This window comes from Brevibacillus sp. NRRL NRS-603 (genome assembly GCF_003013445.1).
Lineage (GTDB): Bacteria > Bacillota > Bacilli > Brevibacillales > Brevibacillaceae > Brevibacillus > Brevibacillus formosus.
Genome location: NZ_PXZN01000016.1, coordinates 209,120 through 225,286 on the forward strand (window position 1 = coordinate 209,120; position 16,167 = coordinate 225,286).

The following is a 16,167-nucleotide window of genomic DNA, read 5'->3' on the forward strand; positions in this document are numbered from 1 at the left end:
TTTTTATGTGGTAATCCTTGGATAATTCTCGTATTTTTATCATAACATGGCGGTCACTGTAACGCGATTAAGAAAATGAGGGGAATCATTATGATAGGTCCTATTTTTTTGCGCGGGGAATTAATAGAGAGATTTAAGCAGCATCTATTGAACGTGCCTTATTATCAGGTGATTCATCAAGGAATAAGCTGTGTTGATAACAACATGAAGAAGGTAAGCACGGATGCAGTAAATGAGATCATCCATCAATTTGTAGAGGCTCGTTTTCCTATTGTTTGTTCTGCTGGGAGTAAAAGCGCCGTACCATTTTGGGATTATCATCTCGCTTTACAATATGACGAGGATAAGAGAACAGCTGTCATATGCGAGTTACTCGTCCGTGAACCAAACCAGGATCATTGTAGAAAAGCCTTGCTCATGGCGTATTATGTATTGGTGAATTCGAAGATGGGCGTAGAAAGGATACAAGCCTCTATGAATCTGTCCGAATTGGCTGATTGCAAAGAATTTGAAGATATTTGTCTGGAGTTCATTCCGAACCAAAACATCACATATTTGTCTTAGAAGTAACAATCACTCATGGAGGTGCAAGCTATGGTGAACCTGATCAAAATCAGAGCGAGTGTATTTATCCCCTTGTCATGGACAGAGCCTAACATCGATCTACAAACAGGAAAAATCATTCAATTCGAAGGCGATTCACGTGAATTTACCCCGTATGCCGTTAACACGATGCGTTCCAGAGTGGAGCAAGAGGTTGTCGTAGACTTTATGAAAAAAGAAATTTTTACTTATCAGAACACGGGAATCACAACGGAGAAAATCACGAATCCGGATGGCTCGATTCAACTGCGAAAAGGAAAAGCGAGTACAGAGGGCATTTTGTGCAGGAATATGATATGGAAATCAGATCAAGAAGTGAGCTTTGAAATGAGCGCAAGTGCGAGTAATCCCCTGAATGAGCATGCGCCTCCGGTCGACTACTTATTATCGGTAACGGCGAAAAGGGATGGTCTAGTACAGATCGAAGGAGCACATGATGGGTTCCCTTGCTTTGAGTTTTATAAGCAAGCGGGTTTTGAGCCGTTTGAAACGATTTATACCCATGATTTCCGCGAAACAGGTGATACTCCGGCAGCCTTGGCTGGAGAGATGGAATATCACTTTCGTAAGATACTGTAGTAGGCACCAAAAATCTCTCAACATACGTTTTCGAGGAGGTTCTTATCGTGAGTAACTCAACTATCTTCGCCCAATTCCCTGTCATCGAAACAGACAGATTGATCCTTAGACAACCTGATCAACGAGACATAGAAGATATTTTTGAAGTGTTATCGCATGAAGAGGTGGCGAGATATGTAGGGATAGCGAGGTTTCAATCGAGAGCAGATGCAGAAAATGAACTTCGATGGTATCGAGACTTATTTGAACAGCAACAGGGACTCAGGTGGGCGGTTACGGACCGTTCCACTGGAAAATTTCTAGGCAGCTGCGGCTACAAACATTACCATGCTGTACATAACAAAGCGGAGATTGGGTATGATCTGAATTTTTCGTGGTGGAATAAAGGGATCATGTCGGAAGCACTGCGGCCCATCATCGCGCACGGATTTGCGCATATGCATTTAAACAGAATAGAAGCTGACGCAGATACGCGAAATACCGCATCCATCCATTTGCTCCAAAAATTTGGCTTTCAAGTGGAAGGAATCCATCGAGAAACGGAATTTGAAAATGGGATGTACATTGATCTTGTGAAGCTGGCGCTGCTTCGAAAAGAGTATGAGTTGAATTCGTAAAAAAACGTAGTCGATAAACGGCGGGGGAATGTACGGAATCTTTCATCGTACAGACCCCCGCTCATCTTCTACCTATTTCTACAGCTACGCGCACAGCAGACTCAATCGCTCCCTGAATCCAGCCATGATGTTCATTCGAGATATGCTCCCCTGCAAAATAAATTCTTCCTTCAGGCGTACCAACGTGGGAAGCAAATTCCGTCTCCTGCAACGGTTTGAACAAGGCAAAGGCACCAGCAGCATGAGGTTGTAGTGCCCAATTATGTGTGACCCCCGTAACGAAGGTATCGTACACCTGCTGCCCATGAATGTCAGCCAGATGCTTTACCGCTTGCATAACTTGTTCTTCCTTTGACATGCTGAGCCACGGAAGGTCGTCATCCTCCCATGTGTAACTGACCAATACGACACCGCCGGGCTGATCAAACCCGTGATTGGGAAAGTAGGAGAGACGAATAGGAGAATCCGTTACTGTTTGTCCGCTCCTTATTCCTTGTGCTTCCCAGAAGCGCTGAGAAAACTGGACGCCTATTTTGGATGAGGAAACATAGTGAAGTTGACGAATGGCTTTCCATTTTTTATAGGAGAACAGGTCATACGGTTCGACCTGAACAAACTGCAAGACGGTAAAAGGGATGGTAATAATCGCGATATCACCGGTCATCTGAAACAGTTCGTCTGTGTCGGTACGTACGCCAGAAATGGTCATTTGATTTCCCGTCTGGACGATTCGCGTCATTTTATGCCGGAAGTAAATATTGTCCTGTAATTGTGGGAGAAATGCCTGTGGGAGCTGGTCAAATCCCCCTGCTATTTCGTAAAAGCGTGTAGAAGGATCGAACAGGATGAAGTCTCGTAAAATTTCAGGAAAGGCGAGCTCAGGGAATCCTTCGAAGCCAGTCATGACCTTGATCATATCGATAGCGGGGGCGGATAAGGAAGGGCCAACAGGATTGAATCGCAAGAATTGCTCCATGGAAAAACGATCGTATTTTTTGACAACGATAGGCCAATTCTTCGCTGGATCGAGATTGATGAAGTCGATGACAGGCTTAACGGCTTGCCCGGCTAATTCATTGAAAGTACGGCCTCTTTCATGGGGAGCTACAGGGAAGCGGAGGATGTCGGGATTGCGTTGGTAGATCCAACGTCTTGTTTTAATGCCGTTTACTGAGATGATGTCGTTCGGAGAGGTGTTGATAAACGGATGAAGGGGAAGCGCGAATTTCGTCACGTATGCGAGGGTAAGTTCGTGCGTGTGGGGAATACGCATTGCCCCAGCTTCTAGATAATGACCATGGGTAAAAGGAGAGCGCAGTGTGAGAACTCTGCCGCCTATGCGGTTTGCTGCTTCCAAAATCGTTACGTTGTGTCCCGCTGCTTTTAGCAACGAGGCAGAAACAAGACCAGCCATTCCCGCCCCGACGATGATGATATGGAGGGGAGAGTGGGTTTGTGGGAGACCATTGCGAATAATGGACAACATGTCAGGTTGTGTGAAGGCGAAGGAGGGATTATCCATTGATTGTCCCCTTTCCATTCTTTTCCGGTACTATGATCCTATTCCATGGAGTACTTAAGTATGCGTTGGGTAAGTCGATCATACAGGGCTCTACCATTTTCATCCAAGAAGTGATAGGATGGAGAAAAGGGGAACAAATGATCGGGGGATTCACATGTTACCAACGAATGTTATCTGGAAACCAACGACAGGTGTCGGATATGAGCACTTGAGAATACGGGAGGGCTCGAATAGAATCCACGTAAATAGCATGGTGATCGGGAGGTTGAATGACGCCACCCTAACCAGAATTCAATATGAAATGGTTCTGGATTCAAATTGGGTCACGCGAGAGGTTTCACTGGCAATCATGGGAGAAGAGGGAGCTTTGCATCTTTCATCGGATGGCAAGGGAAATTGGACAAACGAGGTGGGTGAGCCCATTCCAGAGCTCGTTGGCTGTATCGATATTGATATTTCTTGTACACCTTTCACAAATACACTGCCAATCCGCCGGTTGTCGTATTCTCCATGGGAACCGCAGTCTATCCAAGTCGTCTATTTCTCAGCCCATGAGCTGACGTACAGACAAGTAAAACAGCAATATACGTTGCTAGAAAGCAAAGAGGACTCTTCTGTCTATCAATACCAGGCGGGAACATTCGTGGAGAACATCACCGTCGATACAAATGGGTTGGTTCTGAACTATCCAGACCTGTTTATACGTGAGCACGTGTAGAAAGCAAGGAGTGATTGTTCCACATGGCTGAGAGGTTTATCGCGGGTATACTGGCCAGTTTTTTATTTACGTTTGGGGCTGCACTTCTGTATTTCCAGGATCGATCCTCGGTTCTTTTCGTTGCGATGTTTACGTTCCCGACGGTATTTCTGTTAGGGATCCCGCAATCTATCGTCATTGATTGGGTCATGAAGCGATTACCATGGAACAAGGGAAGTCTCCTGTTCCTACTGGAAGCAATGCTGTACATCGTGGCTGGAATCATCGCAACCATGATGCTTTTCTTAATCGTTATGCATACCTTTACGCTGCTTCTCAAGTTTTACGTCCTGGGCGTAGCAGCATCTTTACTTTATTTTATTAGCTTGTATTTCCTCAGACGGAAAAAGAAAGCCCTGCATGTAGCGTAAGGAAAAGGAGTGAATGCTATGAATGAGTCGGTACAAGTCGTGTCAGGCAATATACTTGAAGCCACGGAAAATATCATCGTGCAGCAGGTGAACTGCATGGGGGTGATGGGAGCAGGTCTTGCCAAGCAAATAAGAGCCAAATATCCAAGCGTTTATACGGAGTACAAGCGGCTTTGCGAGCAGTATGCGGATGCACGTGGCGAGCTCCTTGGACAAGTGCTGCTATGCCAGGTCGGAGAAGGGAGGTACATTGCCAACCTTTTCGCACAGCTTGGTTATGGAAAAAAAGGAGTCTACACGAAATATGACATGCTGCGAAAAGGGTTGGAAGAAGTTCTCTCCCTAGCGAAAAAAGAAAATCTGACCATCGCCATTCCATACGGGATCGGCTGCGGATTAGCAGGCGGGGATTGGGATGTGGTGAGTAAGCAGCTTGACGATATTTTTGTGGGCTTTAGTGTGAAGGTGTACAAATGGGAAGCGGCTTGACGGTAGAGGATCACATGCGTTAAAGTGAATAGTAACCATATCTAGGGAGAGATGTTGATGTCGGCGGTCGTTTTTAACTAAAGCAATTCCATACAAAAGGTCTTGATTTATCATTCGAAATTTTGCCATGTAGCAAAGTTTATTTGTGTTGGGTGATAATCGGCCTTGGAATTAGTTAAGAACAACGGATATCATACAATGCCTTAGGTGAAAACCCTATCATTGCGCCCAAAATCCGTGCTGTGTTCAGCGCGGTTTTTTATTTGGTTGCGTTTTGTTTGGGTATCCCAAAAAAGGGCGGAGAATGACATTTGTTCATTCTTCGCCCTTTTTATTTTTCATAAAAAAGGAGAAATCAGTCATGAATGAAAAAGCATTACAGCGTCTCGAATACGACAAAATCAAAGAAAAGGTAATGGAATACGCCTTATCGTACGCAGGGAAAAAGCATGTAGAACAAATGATGCCGATGGACTCTGTCAAAGTAGTGCGTAGTAAGTTGGACGAAACAGCAGAAGCCAAGAATATCCTGCAAAATGGAGCCAGTGTACCGATTCCCGCGCTGGAAGGGATGGAGAAGATTCTTTCTCTTCTGGGGACAGGATATGTATTTGGCGTACATGATTTTACGAATCTGTACTTGTTCCTAACGAGTTGCTCACAGCTCATGAAGTACATGGCGACAAAAGAACAATGGGCGCCACGCGTAAGCACGTATGCAGCATCGATGTACGACGTCCAAAAATTGAAAAATGAAATCGAACAATGCATCCGTCATGGGCAAGTTGTCGATTCCGCCAGCAAAGACTTGTTGAAGGTGCGCAAACGCATTGTCGTATTTGAAGAACGGCTGAAAAGACAACTGGATTCGATCATGAACAAATATCGTTCGATCATGCAAGAAAATGTCATTAGCACACGCAATGGACGCTATGTTATCCCCATCAAAAAGGAACATCGCAAGCAAGTGGCTGGCAGTGTCTTAGATGAGTCGGCGAGCGGTCAAACCGTCTATATGGAACCGACGGAGATCAGCACCGTACAGTTTGAGCTCACAGCACTCAAGGCAGAGGAAGAACGCGAAGTAACAAAAGTACTGATGCAATTGTCCGCATTCGCTGAAGAATACACCCATGAACTCACCGTGAATGTCGAGACCGTTGGAATGTATGACTTCCTTTTCGCAAAAGCGAAGTACGCATTGGCAATCGGAGGCGCGAATGTAGAACTAAATGACAAAGGGATCATCGATGTCAAGGAAGCACGGCATCCGTTGCTCGGGCCGAAAATGGTGCCGCTGCATTTGAAAATTGGTCGAGAGTACAAATCGCTTATTATTACAGGACCCAATACAGGCGGGAAAACATTGACGTTAAAAACTATTGGGTTGTTAACCATGATGGTGCAGTCAGGCTTGCTCGTACCTGTACAGGAAGGCAGTCGCTTCTCCATTTTCCGTAACATCGCTGTAGATATTGGGGATGGGCAGAGCATCGAGCAAGCGTTAAGCACGTTTTCGGCGCATATCCATAATGTCCTAGAAATCTTGAAGATTACCGACGCCTCGACCCTCGTTCTAATTGATGAGATGGCTACGGGCACAGATCCAGGAGAAGGGGTCGCCTTATCGATTGCGATTTTGGAGGAGCTGCACCGAAGAGGCGCGACCGTGATTGTGAATACACATTTTAACGAAATCAAAAATTTTGCCTCCGCAACTGCCGGGTTCCAAAATGCACGAATGGAATTTGATGAGGAGACCTTGCAGCCACTGTATCGCTTGCGAATCGGAGAAGCAGGCCAGAGCTACGCATTCCTGATCGCACTGAAGCTGGGTATCCCGTCTGAGATGATTCAGCGTTCTCGGGAAATTACTCGGAATGGATTCGCGACTACGACTACCAGTACGGGAAGGCTGGAACAATACCAAGACGTCGAGCAGCAAGAGGAAGAGGAACAGGCTCCAAGTTATGTGGAGACAAGAGTAATAGAAAAGCCAGAAGAAGTGGACGCAGAGGCGGAAGAGGAAAGACGAGAGCAGCTTCCACAGGAGATTTCAGAAAAAGCCGCAGGCACACCAGCCACGCCAAAGCGTGACAAACCATTTGCTGTTGGTGATAGTGTATTCATCTCCTATCTGGGGAGAACCGGCATCGTATTTGCTGCGGAGGACTCCAAAGGTATCGTTGGCGTCATGATTCAAAATCAGAAATATAAAATCAACAAAAAGCGCCTCGTCTTGCATATTGAGGGCAAAGAACTGTATCCGGCCGATTATGACATGGACATCGTATTCGAGACGAAAGAGAACCGGAAGAAGCGTAAGATGATGAGTCGCAAGCATGTCGAAGGATTATCGATCGAGACGAAGCGGGAGGAGTGACGAGTATGGGCAAAAAGCCGATTTTCTCTAAGAGAGAATCGGCTTTTTGATGTTGATGTGAATAGACTATTTGTTTATATGGCTAGCCGTCATTTGTTTGCTAACAAGCACCATCATGATCGCCAATAGCAAGAAGTAGATCGGCATGGTGGTAAGCGAGCCGTTATGAACATAACTCATGCCACTCGTGATGAGACTGACCATGAGGTAGTAAATCAAACCAAAAATAGCGCCAGCAGTTCCGAGGACATCGCCGTAGTGGACGAGAGCTAAACTCAGGCAGTTTGGAATCGCGATCCCGATCCCCAGCAAAAGGATAAAGATAGAGATTACCATGATCGCCATCGAGACAACGGACGGACTCGCGCCATACAAAGTGAAGGTTGTGAGGCATACTGCCCCTAACGTGGTTACCAGCGAACCGATTAGAATTATGTTCTCAGCCGGGTATTTGGTTAGCAGCTTTTTCGAGAGCATTGCCCCGATCACAGAAGCCAAAGCTACGAAAATACCCAAGAACCCAAACACACCAGGTGTCATGCCGAAAAACGCAATGAAAATAAATGGCGCTTCGGCATAATAACTGAACAACATGCCATTTGTCGCCCCAATTAAGAAACCAAAAGCCCAAATTCTTTTGTCCGTAAAAAGTCGTTTGGCTACAGCAAGCGTGTTTAGCTTTGAAGCTGTAGGTGTTTTGGTCTCAGGTAACGATACAAACGCGTAAGCAAAAATCGCTACGCTCATCGCAATTAGCGTGAAGAAAACAGCCTGATAGCCGAACGATTGATCCACCCAACCACCGATTAAGGGGCCAATTGCAGGTGTAAAAGCCAGAGCAGCTGAAATCTGAGCAAAAACAGCATGACGCTTGGTGGCATCGGTACTCTCGCGTAAGATGGTTTGGGTTACCACCGATCCTGCACTCGCACCGAAAGCTTGAATGAACCGGCTCCATAACAACCAGTCAGCCGAATCGGAGAGGTAGCAACCCAAGCTGCCAAGGCCGTAAACGAAAATTCCCCAAAGCATGGCAGGGCGTCGACCGATAGCGTCAGAGAGTCTTCCCCAACATAATACGCCAAAGGCAAAACCGAGGAAGTAAATACTGAGTGTCAGTTGGATCGTATTGTTACTGGCATGGAGGTTATTGGCGATATCAGGTAACGAAGGTGTGTAGATCGTTTCACTAATTTGCGGAAAACCTACCAGGATGATCAACAGTAGCAAAGATGGTGTTGAGATTTTTCTATTCACTTATTCATTCCCCCTACATTCGAAAATCTCAAACAGTGCAGGAGGGAGATTACGGGATTGGGGGTTTACATTTGATTAGCCTAGAAAATGAAAGCATATTGTCACCTTACATAAGCAATAGGGGGAATTTTTTCAATAGAATAGCATTCCTAAGTAATCAGTGACAAGTCATTTTCGTCTGATGATTTACTCACACTTTTCTCTTTTCCCTCGATGTAAAGCTGTACGGAAGCTGCTTCCACACCCGCAGGTTGCGATTGCATTCGGGTTTTGAATCGTAAATCCGCCCATCATTCCACTCTCTTTGTAATCGATTTCGACGCCATCGACATACGGATAGCTTTCTGGATTGACGACCAGCTTCACGCCATCCTTTTCGATGGTGGTGTCGCCGTCTTGATAAGTATCATCAAAACCGAGTCCGTAGGTCATTCCGGAGCACCCTCCGTCCTTCACGCCAAAACGAATGAAGAAAGAAGAGCTTTCTTGTTCGAGCATATGTTGAATGCGAGTGACGGCAGCTTCGCTGATTTGAATCATCGTGAGACCTCCCTTTTTTATGCTTACTGTTCACCTACGATCACAACCTCAGGTACAAGGTGAATACCTGACTGGCTGTGAACTTTTTCCTGAATCTGCTTCATAAGTGTCCATACATCAAGTGCGGTGGCATTTCCGGTATTCATAATAAAATTGGCATGTTTGCTCGATACTTCCGCGCCACCGTACCTCATGCCCTTTAGGCCAGCATCTTCAATGAGCTTTGCAGCAAAATAGCCTGGAGGATTTCTGAATACACTGCCTGCACAGTCAAACGGCAAAGGCTGTGTTTTTAACCGTTTTTCTTTATATTGGTTCCACTGGAGCTTGATGCTTTCACTGTCGCGCAAAGTCAATTCAAAAATCGCTTCTGTGATAATGACATGAGTATCTTGCAAGGAAGAGTGGCGATAAGAAAAATCCATGTCTACAGCACGCAAGGAGCGAATGGCTCCTGTTTGTGAGATCACTTCAGCTGAATGGAAAATGTTTGATATCTCTGATCCGTTGGCGCCTGCATTCATATACACAGCGCCGCCGACAGACCCGGGTATTCCACCTGCGAACTCCAAGCCACTGAGTCTGTGCTTGTTTGCCAACGCTGCAAGCTTAATCAAGGAGTAGCCGGCCCCTGCGCAAATCTGATTGCCCACGATTCGGGCATAGTCCAAAGCCTTGTTTACTAAAATGACCGCCCCGCGATACCCTTTGTCACTGACTAAAAGGTTGGAGCCCTTTCCCATCACCATCCATGGGACATGATGTTCATTCAGTATTTGCAGAACCATTATCAGTTGGGATTTACTGCTTGGTGTAATCAGTAAATCCGCAGGTCCGCCAATTTTCCAGGTTGTATGTGCCGCCAAAGGCTCCTGATAAGCAACTTCGACCTGCCGTTCACGGAGAAGGGAGAATACAGGTTTCATTCGTTTCACCTATCCTTCTTGGAAAATAGCACCTTTGCACTACAATCACAGTATAGGCACGAATTTATATATATTCAACTAAAATGTTTAATAAATTGCAGTTGCGAAGGCTTCGCGATGAATAAAGAGCGTCACTTTATAAACATGTTTGTTGAATTAGTTATACAAAGGACATATACTGTGAGCGTATCGTTCTTTTCCAATAAAGGGGCGAAGAGAAAATGGAGAGATATAGACACCTATCAACACGTGAATACATTCTGTTGTTGCTGAAGAGAGAAGGGGAGCTCAGCACAAAGGATTTGCAAAACAGGCTGGAGCTCACCAAGGTAGCTGTCAGCAGGCAAATGATCTACTTGGAAAAAGACGGTTTTGTTGTGTGCAGAGTAGGTCGCCAAAAAGCCGGAAGACCGATGCACTACTACTCGTTGACACAGCTAGGTAACGAACAATTTCCGAATGATTACGAGCAATTGGCCGTGGATTTGATGGAGCATATCGTGCTGGCAGACGGGGAAGACCGAATAGATCAATTTTTCTCAAGACAGCAAGAGAAGATTATCCAGAAACACGAGGGACAAATGGAAGGAAAAGCACTATCTGAAAAGGTGGCAGAGATGGCACGCATTCAAGATGACAACGGATTTATGGCGAGCTGGGAACAGGTCAGTGATAAGGAATATGTGATCACACAGCACAATTGTCCCTATTTTAAAATAGCAGATCGGTATCAGATGATCTGTGCAAGAGAGCTTAATTGTTACCGAGCGTTACTGCAGACAAGCGTTGAGCAGACGGAATGCGTGGCAATCGGCGGTAAGAAATGTGTCTACCAGATCCGCTATGCGCAATCGTAGCTGCAAGCATCATCACGGAAGATGAAACGAAAAATGGGGGGGAACGAAAACCATGACTAACTCGAATCCTTGGGATGCTGACTGGGAAGTATCTGCACCATTGGCACGCTCACTCATCTTCCGTCAGTTTCCGCGGCTATTTTCTATGCCCATCAAGCTGATTGGCTGTGGTTGGGATAACGTGGTCTTTCGAGTGGGGGACGAATATGTTTTCCGTTTTCCCAGGCGAAATGTCGCTGTTGAATTGATCAAAAAGGAAGGGGTGCTGCTGCCAATGCTTGCGGCATTCCTGACGATCCCGTATCCTAAGCCAGTTTTTTATGGAGAACCAAACGACGACTATCCATTCCCTTTTCTAGGGTACACGTATGTACCCGGAACGCTTCCAAAAGGCTTGACCGACGAGCAGCGTGCTTCATCGGCAGTGGCACTTGCAACGTTTTTAAAAGGATTGCACGCGTTTCCGCTTCAGCGTGCACGCGAGCACGGGATCGAACATGATCACAGGAACCTCCTGGACATTGCACAGAGAAAAGAAAAGATGCAGACGTTCTTATCTACCTTAGCCGTACATATTTCCGAAGAGGATCGGGATGCGATCGCGAATTATTTAGGGCAAGTCGTGATCGACCGAATTAGACCACGTGAAGTGCTGCTGCACGGAGACCTCCATCTTAAAAATATGCTGGTAGATGAAGCTGGGCATATATCAGGCATCATTGACTGGGGAGATCTCAATGTGGGTCACCCAGGAGCGGATGTAAATGTGGCTTACAGTTTTTTACCGCCACAAGGCCGTCAGTCTTTTTTCCATGCGTATGGAGAAGTGGATGAAGAGACAAAAATATTGGCCAGAATGATGGCGGTGTACATTCCGATGCTGCTCTGGATGCAAGCCATTGATCACAAGGACGAAGAAGTGGCAGAGGAAGCAAGAATGACGATAAGACGAGCACTCGCTGACGAATAGGGCATCGGTAAAAAGTTTCGGGAGATAAGCTGCTTTAGCTCATCCCCCGATTTTTTTAACCAATTCCTAACTCTTCCATTTTCCGGTACAGCGTGCTTCGTGCAATTCCTAGCTTTTTTGCTGCGGCGCTGATGGACGGAGCTTGCGTGATGGCTTGCTGGATCGTCTGTCGCTCTAATTCGCGCAATAATGGCAAAGGTTCTCCGGATGCTTCTTGCAATCCATACTGCTGCTGCCATTCGCTCGGAAGATGGTGAGAGGTGACCCACGATTCACCGAACGCATGTAAAAATGCTCGCTCCACGATATTGCGCAGCTCACGAATATTTCCAGGCCATGAGTGCTGCTGCAAGATCGACATGGCAGATTCACAGATACCTGTCGGACCGCCAGCGTATTGGGTATGAAGCTGCTGGAGGAACTCGTCAGCCAAGGCTGCAATGTCTTCTTTGCGTTCGCGCAGAGGAGGGATACGTATTTGCAGGATATTTAGCCGGTAGTAAAGGTCTGCACGAAACAGGCCATTCCGTACATCATCTTCAATGGAACGATTGGTGGCAGCGATAACACGAATGTCTAATGGCTTTTCTTCGTGAGAGCCCAATCTCGTCACTTTGCGTTCTTCGAGTACCCGCAACAAAAGCACTTGAAGCTCCATGCTCATTTCCCCGATTTCATCGAGAAATAGCGTTCCTCCATTTGCTGCTTCAAATTTTCCTGGTTGTCCTCCTTTTTTTGCTCCAGTAAAAGCTCCTTCCGTGTATCCAAATAGCTCACTGGCGATCAGTTCGCGTGGAAGTGCTGCGATATTGACTGCAAGAAAAGGGCCGTCTTTTCGCGAACTGGAGGAGTGGATGGCACGCGCGAGGACTTCTTTGCCACATCCTGTTTCTCCGAGCAACAACGTATTCGATAGCGATTGTGCAGCAATACGTGCTGTATGTAGTTGAGCTTGATAGAGGGGGCTATTCGTATGAATCTCTGAAAACGAATAGCTGCTAGTAGCCTTTGACAAGGTTGACGTGCATGGGCGAATAAGAAAGAGGCGATACCACGTCTTTTCCCCTAGATCGAGTTCCTCTAAATACCAGTTGGTTAAGCGTTCTTGTTCCCAATCCGCCTCGAGAGCAAGGCCTTCAAATAAAGAAAATCGTTCTTGTGCCCGCTTGTTAGCAAAAAGTACGACGCGCTCGTCACTGAGTACGATTAGGTATTCTTGGCTGTTTTCAGCCCATGCGAAAAGAAGACTCTTCCAATTAGGAACAGAATGAGAGGGATGCCTGAGAGCTGGAATCACATGATCCGTTTGGAGTGCGGAAGAACGTCGCGTAGTAGAAAGGGACAGCGGGTAAAACGGAAAAGAGCCATTTTGTAACAAATGGATTAGCGCATCCCTGATCAGAGAAAATTCGTAGGGTGAAAGCTTCGCAGAGGCCTGTAATTGCTGATAGAGAGAATGAAAGACAGCATGAGAGATCGCGCGATGATGGGAACGCTCGATTACGGAGAAAGAATCGAAAGACGAGAGCAGCATGCCGGCTTCAAAAATCGTTCTCGCACCCTTTCCTGGTTATAGTTTGTTCGATTGTGGGACAGGTGTCCGACAAGGAAGCAGGGGAAACAAACGACACACAATGAAAAAAGCGCTACAAGAGAGGAAACGACATTTCCGGTCAAAGACAGATCAACGGCATGACCTATTTTGCGACAAGCTCTTTGTATTAAGTATACAGGAGAAAATAGACAAAAGAATCGGTATTATCAAATTTTTATTAGGACCAGCAAGTATTGGCATGTCATGTGCTTCTTTTTGTGAATGTACGGCATACGTCATTTTGAACAAGTGAGGGGGAAGCAGCATGCCAGAAGTTTTATTTCGAGTTGACTTGAACAAACCAATGGAGGAGCAGGATACACCTGGTCACAACAGATGGCATCCAGACATTCCGGCAACAGTTTCCGTGAATCCAGGAGCTGTTTTTCGCATGGAATGTAAGGACTGGACGGATGGGCAGATCGCTAACAACGATGATCCTTCCGACATTCGCGATGTCAACCTCAATCGCGTCCATGTGCTCAGTGGACCTGTCTGGGTGAATGGAGCAGAACCAGGAGACCTCTTGGTTGTCGATATTCTCGATATCGGGGCACTCCCCCAATCGGAATGGGGCTTTAACGGAATTTTCGCGAAAGAAAACGGCGGGAGCTTCCTCGTCGATCATTATTCACAAGCGGCCAAGTCAATCTGGGACTTCCACGGCATTTACACGACCTCTCGTCATTTGCCAGGAGTCAAATTTGCTGGCATTCTTCATCCAGGCTTGATTGGTACGGCACCTTCTCACCAGCTATTGGATCGCTGGAACCGAAGAGAGAGCGACCTCGTAGCGACAAATCCTGAACGAATGCCGCCACTCGCGAATTTGCCGACCCCGCACAGTGCTGTGTTGGGCAGTCTGAAAGGCGCTGAGTTCGATCGGATTGCCAGAGAAGCGGCTCGGACTGTCCCACCTCGCGAGCATGGCGGAAACTGTGATATTAAAAACTTGTCCAAAGGCACTCGCATTTACTTTCCGGTGTATGTAAATGGAGCGAAGCTGTCCATGGGCGATTTGCATTTTTCTCAAGGAGACGGGGAAGTGACCTTCTGCGGCGGAATTGAAATGGCTGGTTGGCTGGATCTTCATGTGGACGTCATCAAGGGCGGGATGGCGAAGTATAACATCGTGAACAACCCTGTATTCAAGCCGGGTCCGGTAGAGCCTCGCTATACGGAATACCTCGTTTTCGAAGGAATTTCAGTTCACGAGACGACAGGGCAGCAGCTGTATATGGATGCACATGTCGCTTACCGCAATGCATGCTTGAATGCCATCGAGTATTTGAAAACAGCGATGGGCTTTACGGGGGAGCAGGCGTACATGCTGCTGGGAACGGCACCGGTGGAGGGAAGAATTGCAGGAATCGTCGATATTCCGAACGCGTGCTGCACCTTGTCGATCCCGACAAGCATTTTTGATCGAGATATCTTGCCGAAGTAGCCAAGAAAAAGACCATGAAAGAGGGAGCCAAATACGATGCCGAGATACGATTACATGTGCGAGGAATGTGGTCCATTTGTACAATGGCTGAAGATGAGCGAGCTGACAGAGAACGTTGCTTGCCCCGATTGCCAGCTACCGTCAAAGCGCTTGTACGCTGCACCAGGATTGATCATGACACCGCAAGCGCTGCGACAACGTATTGAGCGTGGTGTGGAACCAAAAGTGGTACAGAAGCAACCGCATTCCCATGAAGGAGCAGGGTGCAGTCACAGTCATGGCAGTCAGGCACATCGGGGACATACCCACAGCCGTGGAGGCAAACGCCCGTGGATGGTAGGGCACTAAACGAAATGGATGAAAAGGGCGTTCATTCAGTCTCCAGCGGTCTGAATAAACGCCCCTTTGCTATTACCGCAGATACCCGCCGTTGTTGATGTCAAAAGTCGCTCCGGTGTAGTGTTTGGACTTCTCCGATAACAGGAAAACGACGGTATCTGCCACGTCCGCTGGCATTACAGGGCTGTCGATGAGGCCGTGAGCGAGATATTCTGCCCGACGCCACTCTGGAATGGTGTCCATCATCGGTGTAGCAACCATAGTGGGCGCTACCGCATTGACCCGGATGTAGGGAGCGAAGTTCATTGCACAGCTTTTCGTCAAGCCGAGAATTGCCGCCTTCGTGGTTCCATAGACTGCATCCGAGCTGCCCTCGATTCCGGATACAGAGGACAGGTTGACGATCGTTCCTCGTTTTTGGGCAGGAAAAAGGAGCTTTCCGAACATCTGTGAGAAATAAATGCAACCTTTTACGTTAATCGCGAGCACTTTTTCAATTGTGCCGAGGTCGTAGTCCAGAATGTTTTTCGCCAGGTAAATGCCTGCGTTATTGACGAGACTAGTACAATCCGCATGCTCTGCCTCGATATGCGCAAAAAAAGCCGCAACCTCCTCATATTTGCTAACATCCACACAATACGTATGTAGTCTTTCTGCTCGATCCATCTCTTCTTCCAGTGCAAGCAAAGCTTCCTGATTGAGGTCACATGCGATGACAGCGGCCCCTTCTTGCAAGCATTGCGTCACTACGGCTTTCCCGATCCCAGAAGCTGCTCCTGTTACGATTACTTTTTGATTGCTCAGCATACCTGTACCTCTTTCTGTCTGTGTTTTAGTAGAACCATAGGTAGAAAATATGAGATGCTTTGTTAAAATATAAGATCATTTAGAAATATTTGTCTACAAAGAGTGTCAT

At 46.8% G+C, this 16,167-nt stretch carries 17 protein-coding genes; 11 read left to right on the forward strand and 6 right to left on the reverse strand.

The genetic code is table 11. The features are described from left to right. Positions 1–90 precede the first annotated feature (90 nt). From C7R94_RS16140 to C7R94_RS16150, 3 genes are read left to right on the forward strand one after another with little or no spacing between them, the layout of a single operon-like run. Positions 91–564 carry a hypothetical protein gene (locus tag C7R94_RS16140; protein WP_106782808.1) on the forward strand — a complete coding sequence of 158 codons (474 nt, stop codon included), beginning with the start codon at positions 91–93 and terminating at the stop codon, positions 562–564. A gap of 30 nt (positions 565–594) precedes the next feature. Further along, positions 595–1,182, forward strand: a complete 588-nt coding sequence (locus C7R94_RS16145) for a DUF3238 domain-containing protein (RefSeq protein WP_106782811.1) — start codon at positions 595–597, stop codon at positions 1,180–1,182. A gap of 47 nt (positions 1,183–1,229) precedes the next feature. Next, positions 1,230–1,799 (forward strand): GNAT family N-acetyltransferase, encoded by a 570-nt coding sequence (locus C7R94_RS16150; RefSeq protein WP_106782814.1) that lies wholly within the window; start codon positions 1,230–1,232, stop codon positions 1,797–1,799. Between the two features lie 61 nt (positions 1,800–1,860). Here the strand turns inward: C7R94_RS16150 and C7R94_RS16155 are convergent, their stop codons facing one another. Beyond that, positions 1,861–3,321 carry a flavin monoamine oxidase family protein gene (locus C7R94_RS16155; protein WP_106782817.1) on the reverse strand — a complete coding sequence of 487 codons (1,461 nt, stop codon included), beginning with the start codon at positions 3,319–3,321 and terminating at the stop codon, positions 1,861–1,863. A 154-nt stretch (positions 3,322–3,475) separates the two neighbouring features. Here C7R94_RS16155 and C7R94_RS16160 point away from each other — a divergent pair, with 154 nt between their 5' ends. From C7R94_RS16160 to C7R94_RS16175, 4 genes are all read left to right on the forward strand, one after another. Then, positions 3,476–4,039 carry a putative glycolipid-binding domain-containing protein gene (locus C7R94_RS16160; protein ID WP_106783221.1) on the forward strand — a complete coding sequence of 188 codons (564 nt, stop codon included), beginning with the start codon at positions 3,476–3,478 and terminating at the stop codon, positions 4,037–4,039. Between the two features lie 23 nt (positions 4,040–4,062). After that, on the forward strand, positions 4,063–4,449 hold the full coding sequence (locus C7R94_RS16165; RefSeq protein WP_106782819.1) for a hypothetical protein: 387 nt from the start codon (positions 4,063–4,065) through the stop codon (positions 4,447–4,449). 18 nt (positions 4,450–4,467) lie between these two features. Continuing rightward, the gene (locus C7R94_RS16170) at positions 4,468–4,938 is read left to right on the forward strand and encodes a macro domain-containing protein (RefSeq protein ID WP_106782822.1); all 471 of its coding nucleotides are present in this window, start codon (positions 4,468–4,470) and stop codon (positions 4,936–4,938) included. A gap of 361 nt (positions 4,939–5,299) precedes the next feature. Next, a complete protein-coding gene (locus C7R94_RS16175; protein ID WP_106782824.1) occupies positions 5,300–7,321 on the forward strand; it encodes an endonuclease MutS2 in 2,022 nt (673 codons plus the stop codon). A gap of 66 nt (positions 7,322–7,387) precedes the next feature. Here C7R94_RS16175 and C7R94_RS16180 read toward each other — a convergent pair whose 3' ends face one another. From C7R94_RS16180 to murB, 3 genes are all read right to left on the reverse strand, one after another. After that, on the reverse strand, positions 7,388–8,578 hold the full coding sequence (locus tag C7R94_RS16180) for a multidrug effflux MFS transporter (RefSeq protein ID WP_106782827.1): 1,191 nt from the start codon (positions 8,576–8,578) through the stop codon (positions 7,388–7,390). Positions 8,579–8,764: 186 nt separating this feature from the next. Next, complete coding sequence (locus C7R94_RS16185; RefSeq protein ID WP_106782830.1) at positions 8,765–9,118, reverse strand: HesB/IscA family protein; 354 nt, start codon at positions 9,116–9,118, stop codon at positions 8,765–8,767. Between the two features lie 23 nt (positions 9,119–9,141). Then, a complete protein-coding gene (gene murB, locus C7R94_RS16190) occupies positions 9,142–10,044 on the reverse strand; it encodes a UDP-N-acetylmuramate dehydrogenase (RefSeq protein ID WP_106782833.1) in 903 nt (300 codons plus the stop codon). A gap of 221 nt (positions 10,045–10,265) precedes the next feature. Between murB and C7R94_RS16195 the strand changes: the two genes are divergently transcribed. Then, positions 10,266–10,901, forward strand: coding sequence for a helix-turn-helix transcriptional regulator (locus C7R94_RS16195; RefSeq protein ID WP_106782836.1), 636 nt, complete (start codon positions 10,266–10,268; stop codon positions 10,899–10,901). A 52-nt stretch (positions 10,902–10,953) separates the two neighbouring features. Next, complete coding sequence (locus C7R94_RS16200; RefSeq protein WP_106782838.1) at positions 10,954–11,871, forward strand: phosphotransferase; 918 nt, start codon at positions 10,954–10,956, stop codon at positions 11,869–11,871. Between the two features lie 55 nt (positions 11,872–11,926). Here C7R94_RS16200 and C7R94_RS16205 read toward each other — a convergent pair whose 3' ends face one another. Continuing rightward, positions 11,927–13,405, reverse strand: a complete 1,479-nt coding sequence (locus C7R94_RS16205) for a sigma-54 interaction domain-containing protein (RefSeq protein ID WP_233220578.1) — start codon at positions 13,403–13,405, stop codon at positions 11,927–11,929. Between the two features lie 325 nt (positions 13,406–13,730). On the opposite strand from C7R94_RS16205, the gene fmdA reads away from it, so the two are divergent. After that, positions 13,731–14,912 (forward strand): formamidase, encoded by a 1,182-nt coding sequence (gene fmdA / locus C7R94_RS16215; protein ID WP_106782843.1) that lies wholly within the window; start codon positions 13,731–13,733, stop codon positions 14,910–14,912. 36 nt (positions 14,913–14,948) lie between these two features. Continuing rightward, positions 14,949–15,260 carry an FmdB family zinc ribbon protein gene (locus C7R94_RS16220; protein WP_106782846.1) on the forward strand — a complete coding sequence of 104 codons (312 nt, stop codon included), beginning with the start codon at positions 14,949–14,951 and terminating at the stop codon, positions 15,258–15,260. A gap of 63 nt (positions 15,261–15,323) precedes the next feature. Here C7R94_RS16220 and C7R94_RS16225 read toward each other — a convergent pair whose 3' ends face one another. Continuing rightward, on the reverse strand, positions 15,324–16,058 hold the full coding sequence (locus C7R94_RS16225; RefSeq protein WP_106782849.1) for an SDR family NAD(P)-dependent oxidoreductase: 735 nt from the start codon (positions 16,056–16,058) through the stop codon (positions 15,324–15,326). Positions 16,059–16,167 lie beyond the last annotated feature (109 nt).

Bases quoted from the DNA above. Each gene is read 5' to 3' on its own strand.
- C7R94_RS16220 (WP_106782846.1), top strand. From the start codon at position 14,949: ATGCCGAGATACGATTACATGTGCGAGGAATGTGGTCCATTTGTACAA.
- C7R94_RS16155 (WP_106782817.1), bottom strand. From the start codon at position 3,321: ATGGATAATCCCTCCTTCGCCTTCACACAACCTGACATGTTGTCCATT.
- C7R94_RS16160 (WP_106783221.1), top strand. From the start codon at position 3,476: ATGTTACCAACGAATGTTATCTGGAAACCAACGACAGGTGTCGGATAT.
- murB (WP_106782833.1), bottom strand. From the start codon at position 10,044: ATGAAACCTGTATTCTCCCTTCTCCGTGAACGGCAGGTCGAAGTTGCT.
- C7R94_RS16205 (WP_233220578.1), bottom strand. From the start codon at position 13,405: ATGCTGCTCTCGTCTTTCGATTCTTTCTCCGTAATCGAGCGTTCCCAT.
- C7R94_RS16175 (WP_106782824.1), top strand. From the start codon at position 5,300: ATGAATGAAAAAGCATTACAGCGTCTCGAATACGACAAAATCAAAGAA.
- C7R94_RS16170 (WP_106782822.1), top strand. From the start codon at position 4,468: ATGAATGAGTCGGTACAAGTCGTGTCAGGCAATATACTTGAAGCCACG.
- C7R94_RS16165 (WP_106782819.1), top strand. From the start codon at position 4,063: ATGGCTGAGAGGTTTATCGCGGGTATACTGGCCAGTTTTTTATTTACG.
- C7R94_RS16140 (WP_106782808.1), top strand. From the start codon at position 91: ATGATAGGTCCTATTTTTTTGCGCGGGGAATTAATAGAGAGATTTAAG.
- C7R94_RS16185 (WP_106782830.1), bottom strand. From the start codon at position 9,118: ATGATTCAAATCAGCGAAGCTGCCGTCACTCGCATTCAACATATGCTC.
- C7R94_RS16195 (WP_106782836.1), top strand. From the start codon at position 10,266: ATGGAGAGATATAGACACCTATCAACACGTGAATACATTCTGTTGTTG.
- C7R94_RS16200 (WP_106782838.1), top strand. From the start codon at position 10,954: ATGACTAACTCGAATCCTTGGGATGCTGACTGGGAAGTATCTGCACCA.
- fmdA (WP_106782843.1), top strand. From the start codon at position 13,731: ATGCCAGAAGTTTTATTTCGAGTTGACTTGAACAAACCAATGGAGGAG.
- C7R94_RS16225 (WP_106782849.1), bottom strand. From the start codon at position 16,058: ATGCTGAGCAATCAAAAAGTAATCGTAACAGGAGCAGCTTCTGGGATC.
- C7R94_RS16145 (WP_106782811.1), top strand. From the start codon at position 595: ATGGTGAACCTGATCAAAATCAGAGCGAGTGTATTTATCCCCTTGTCA.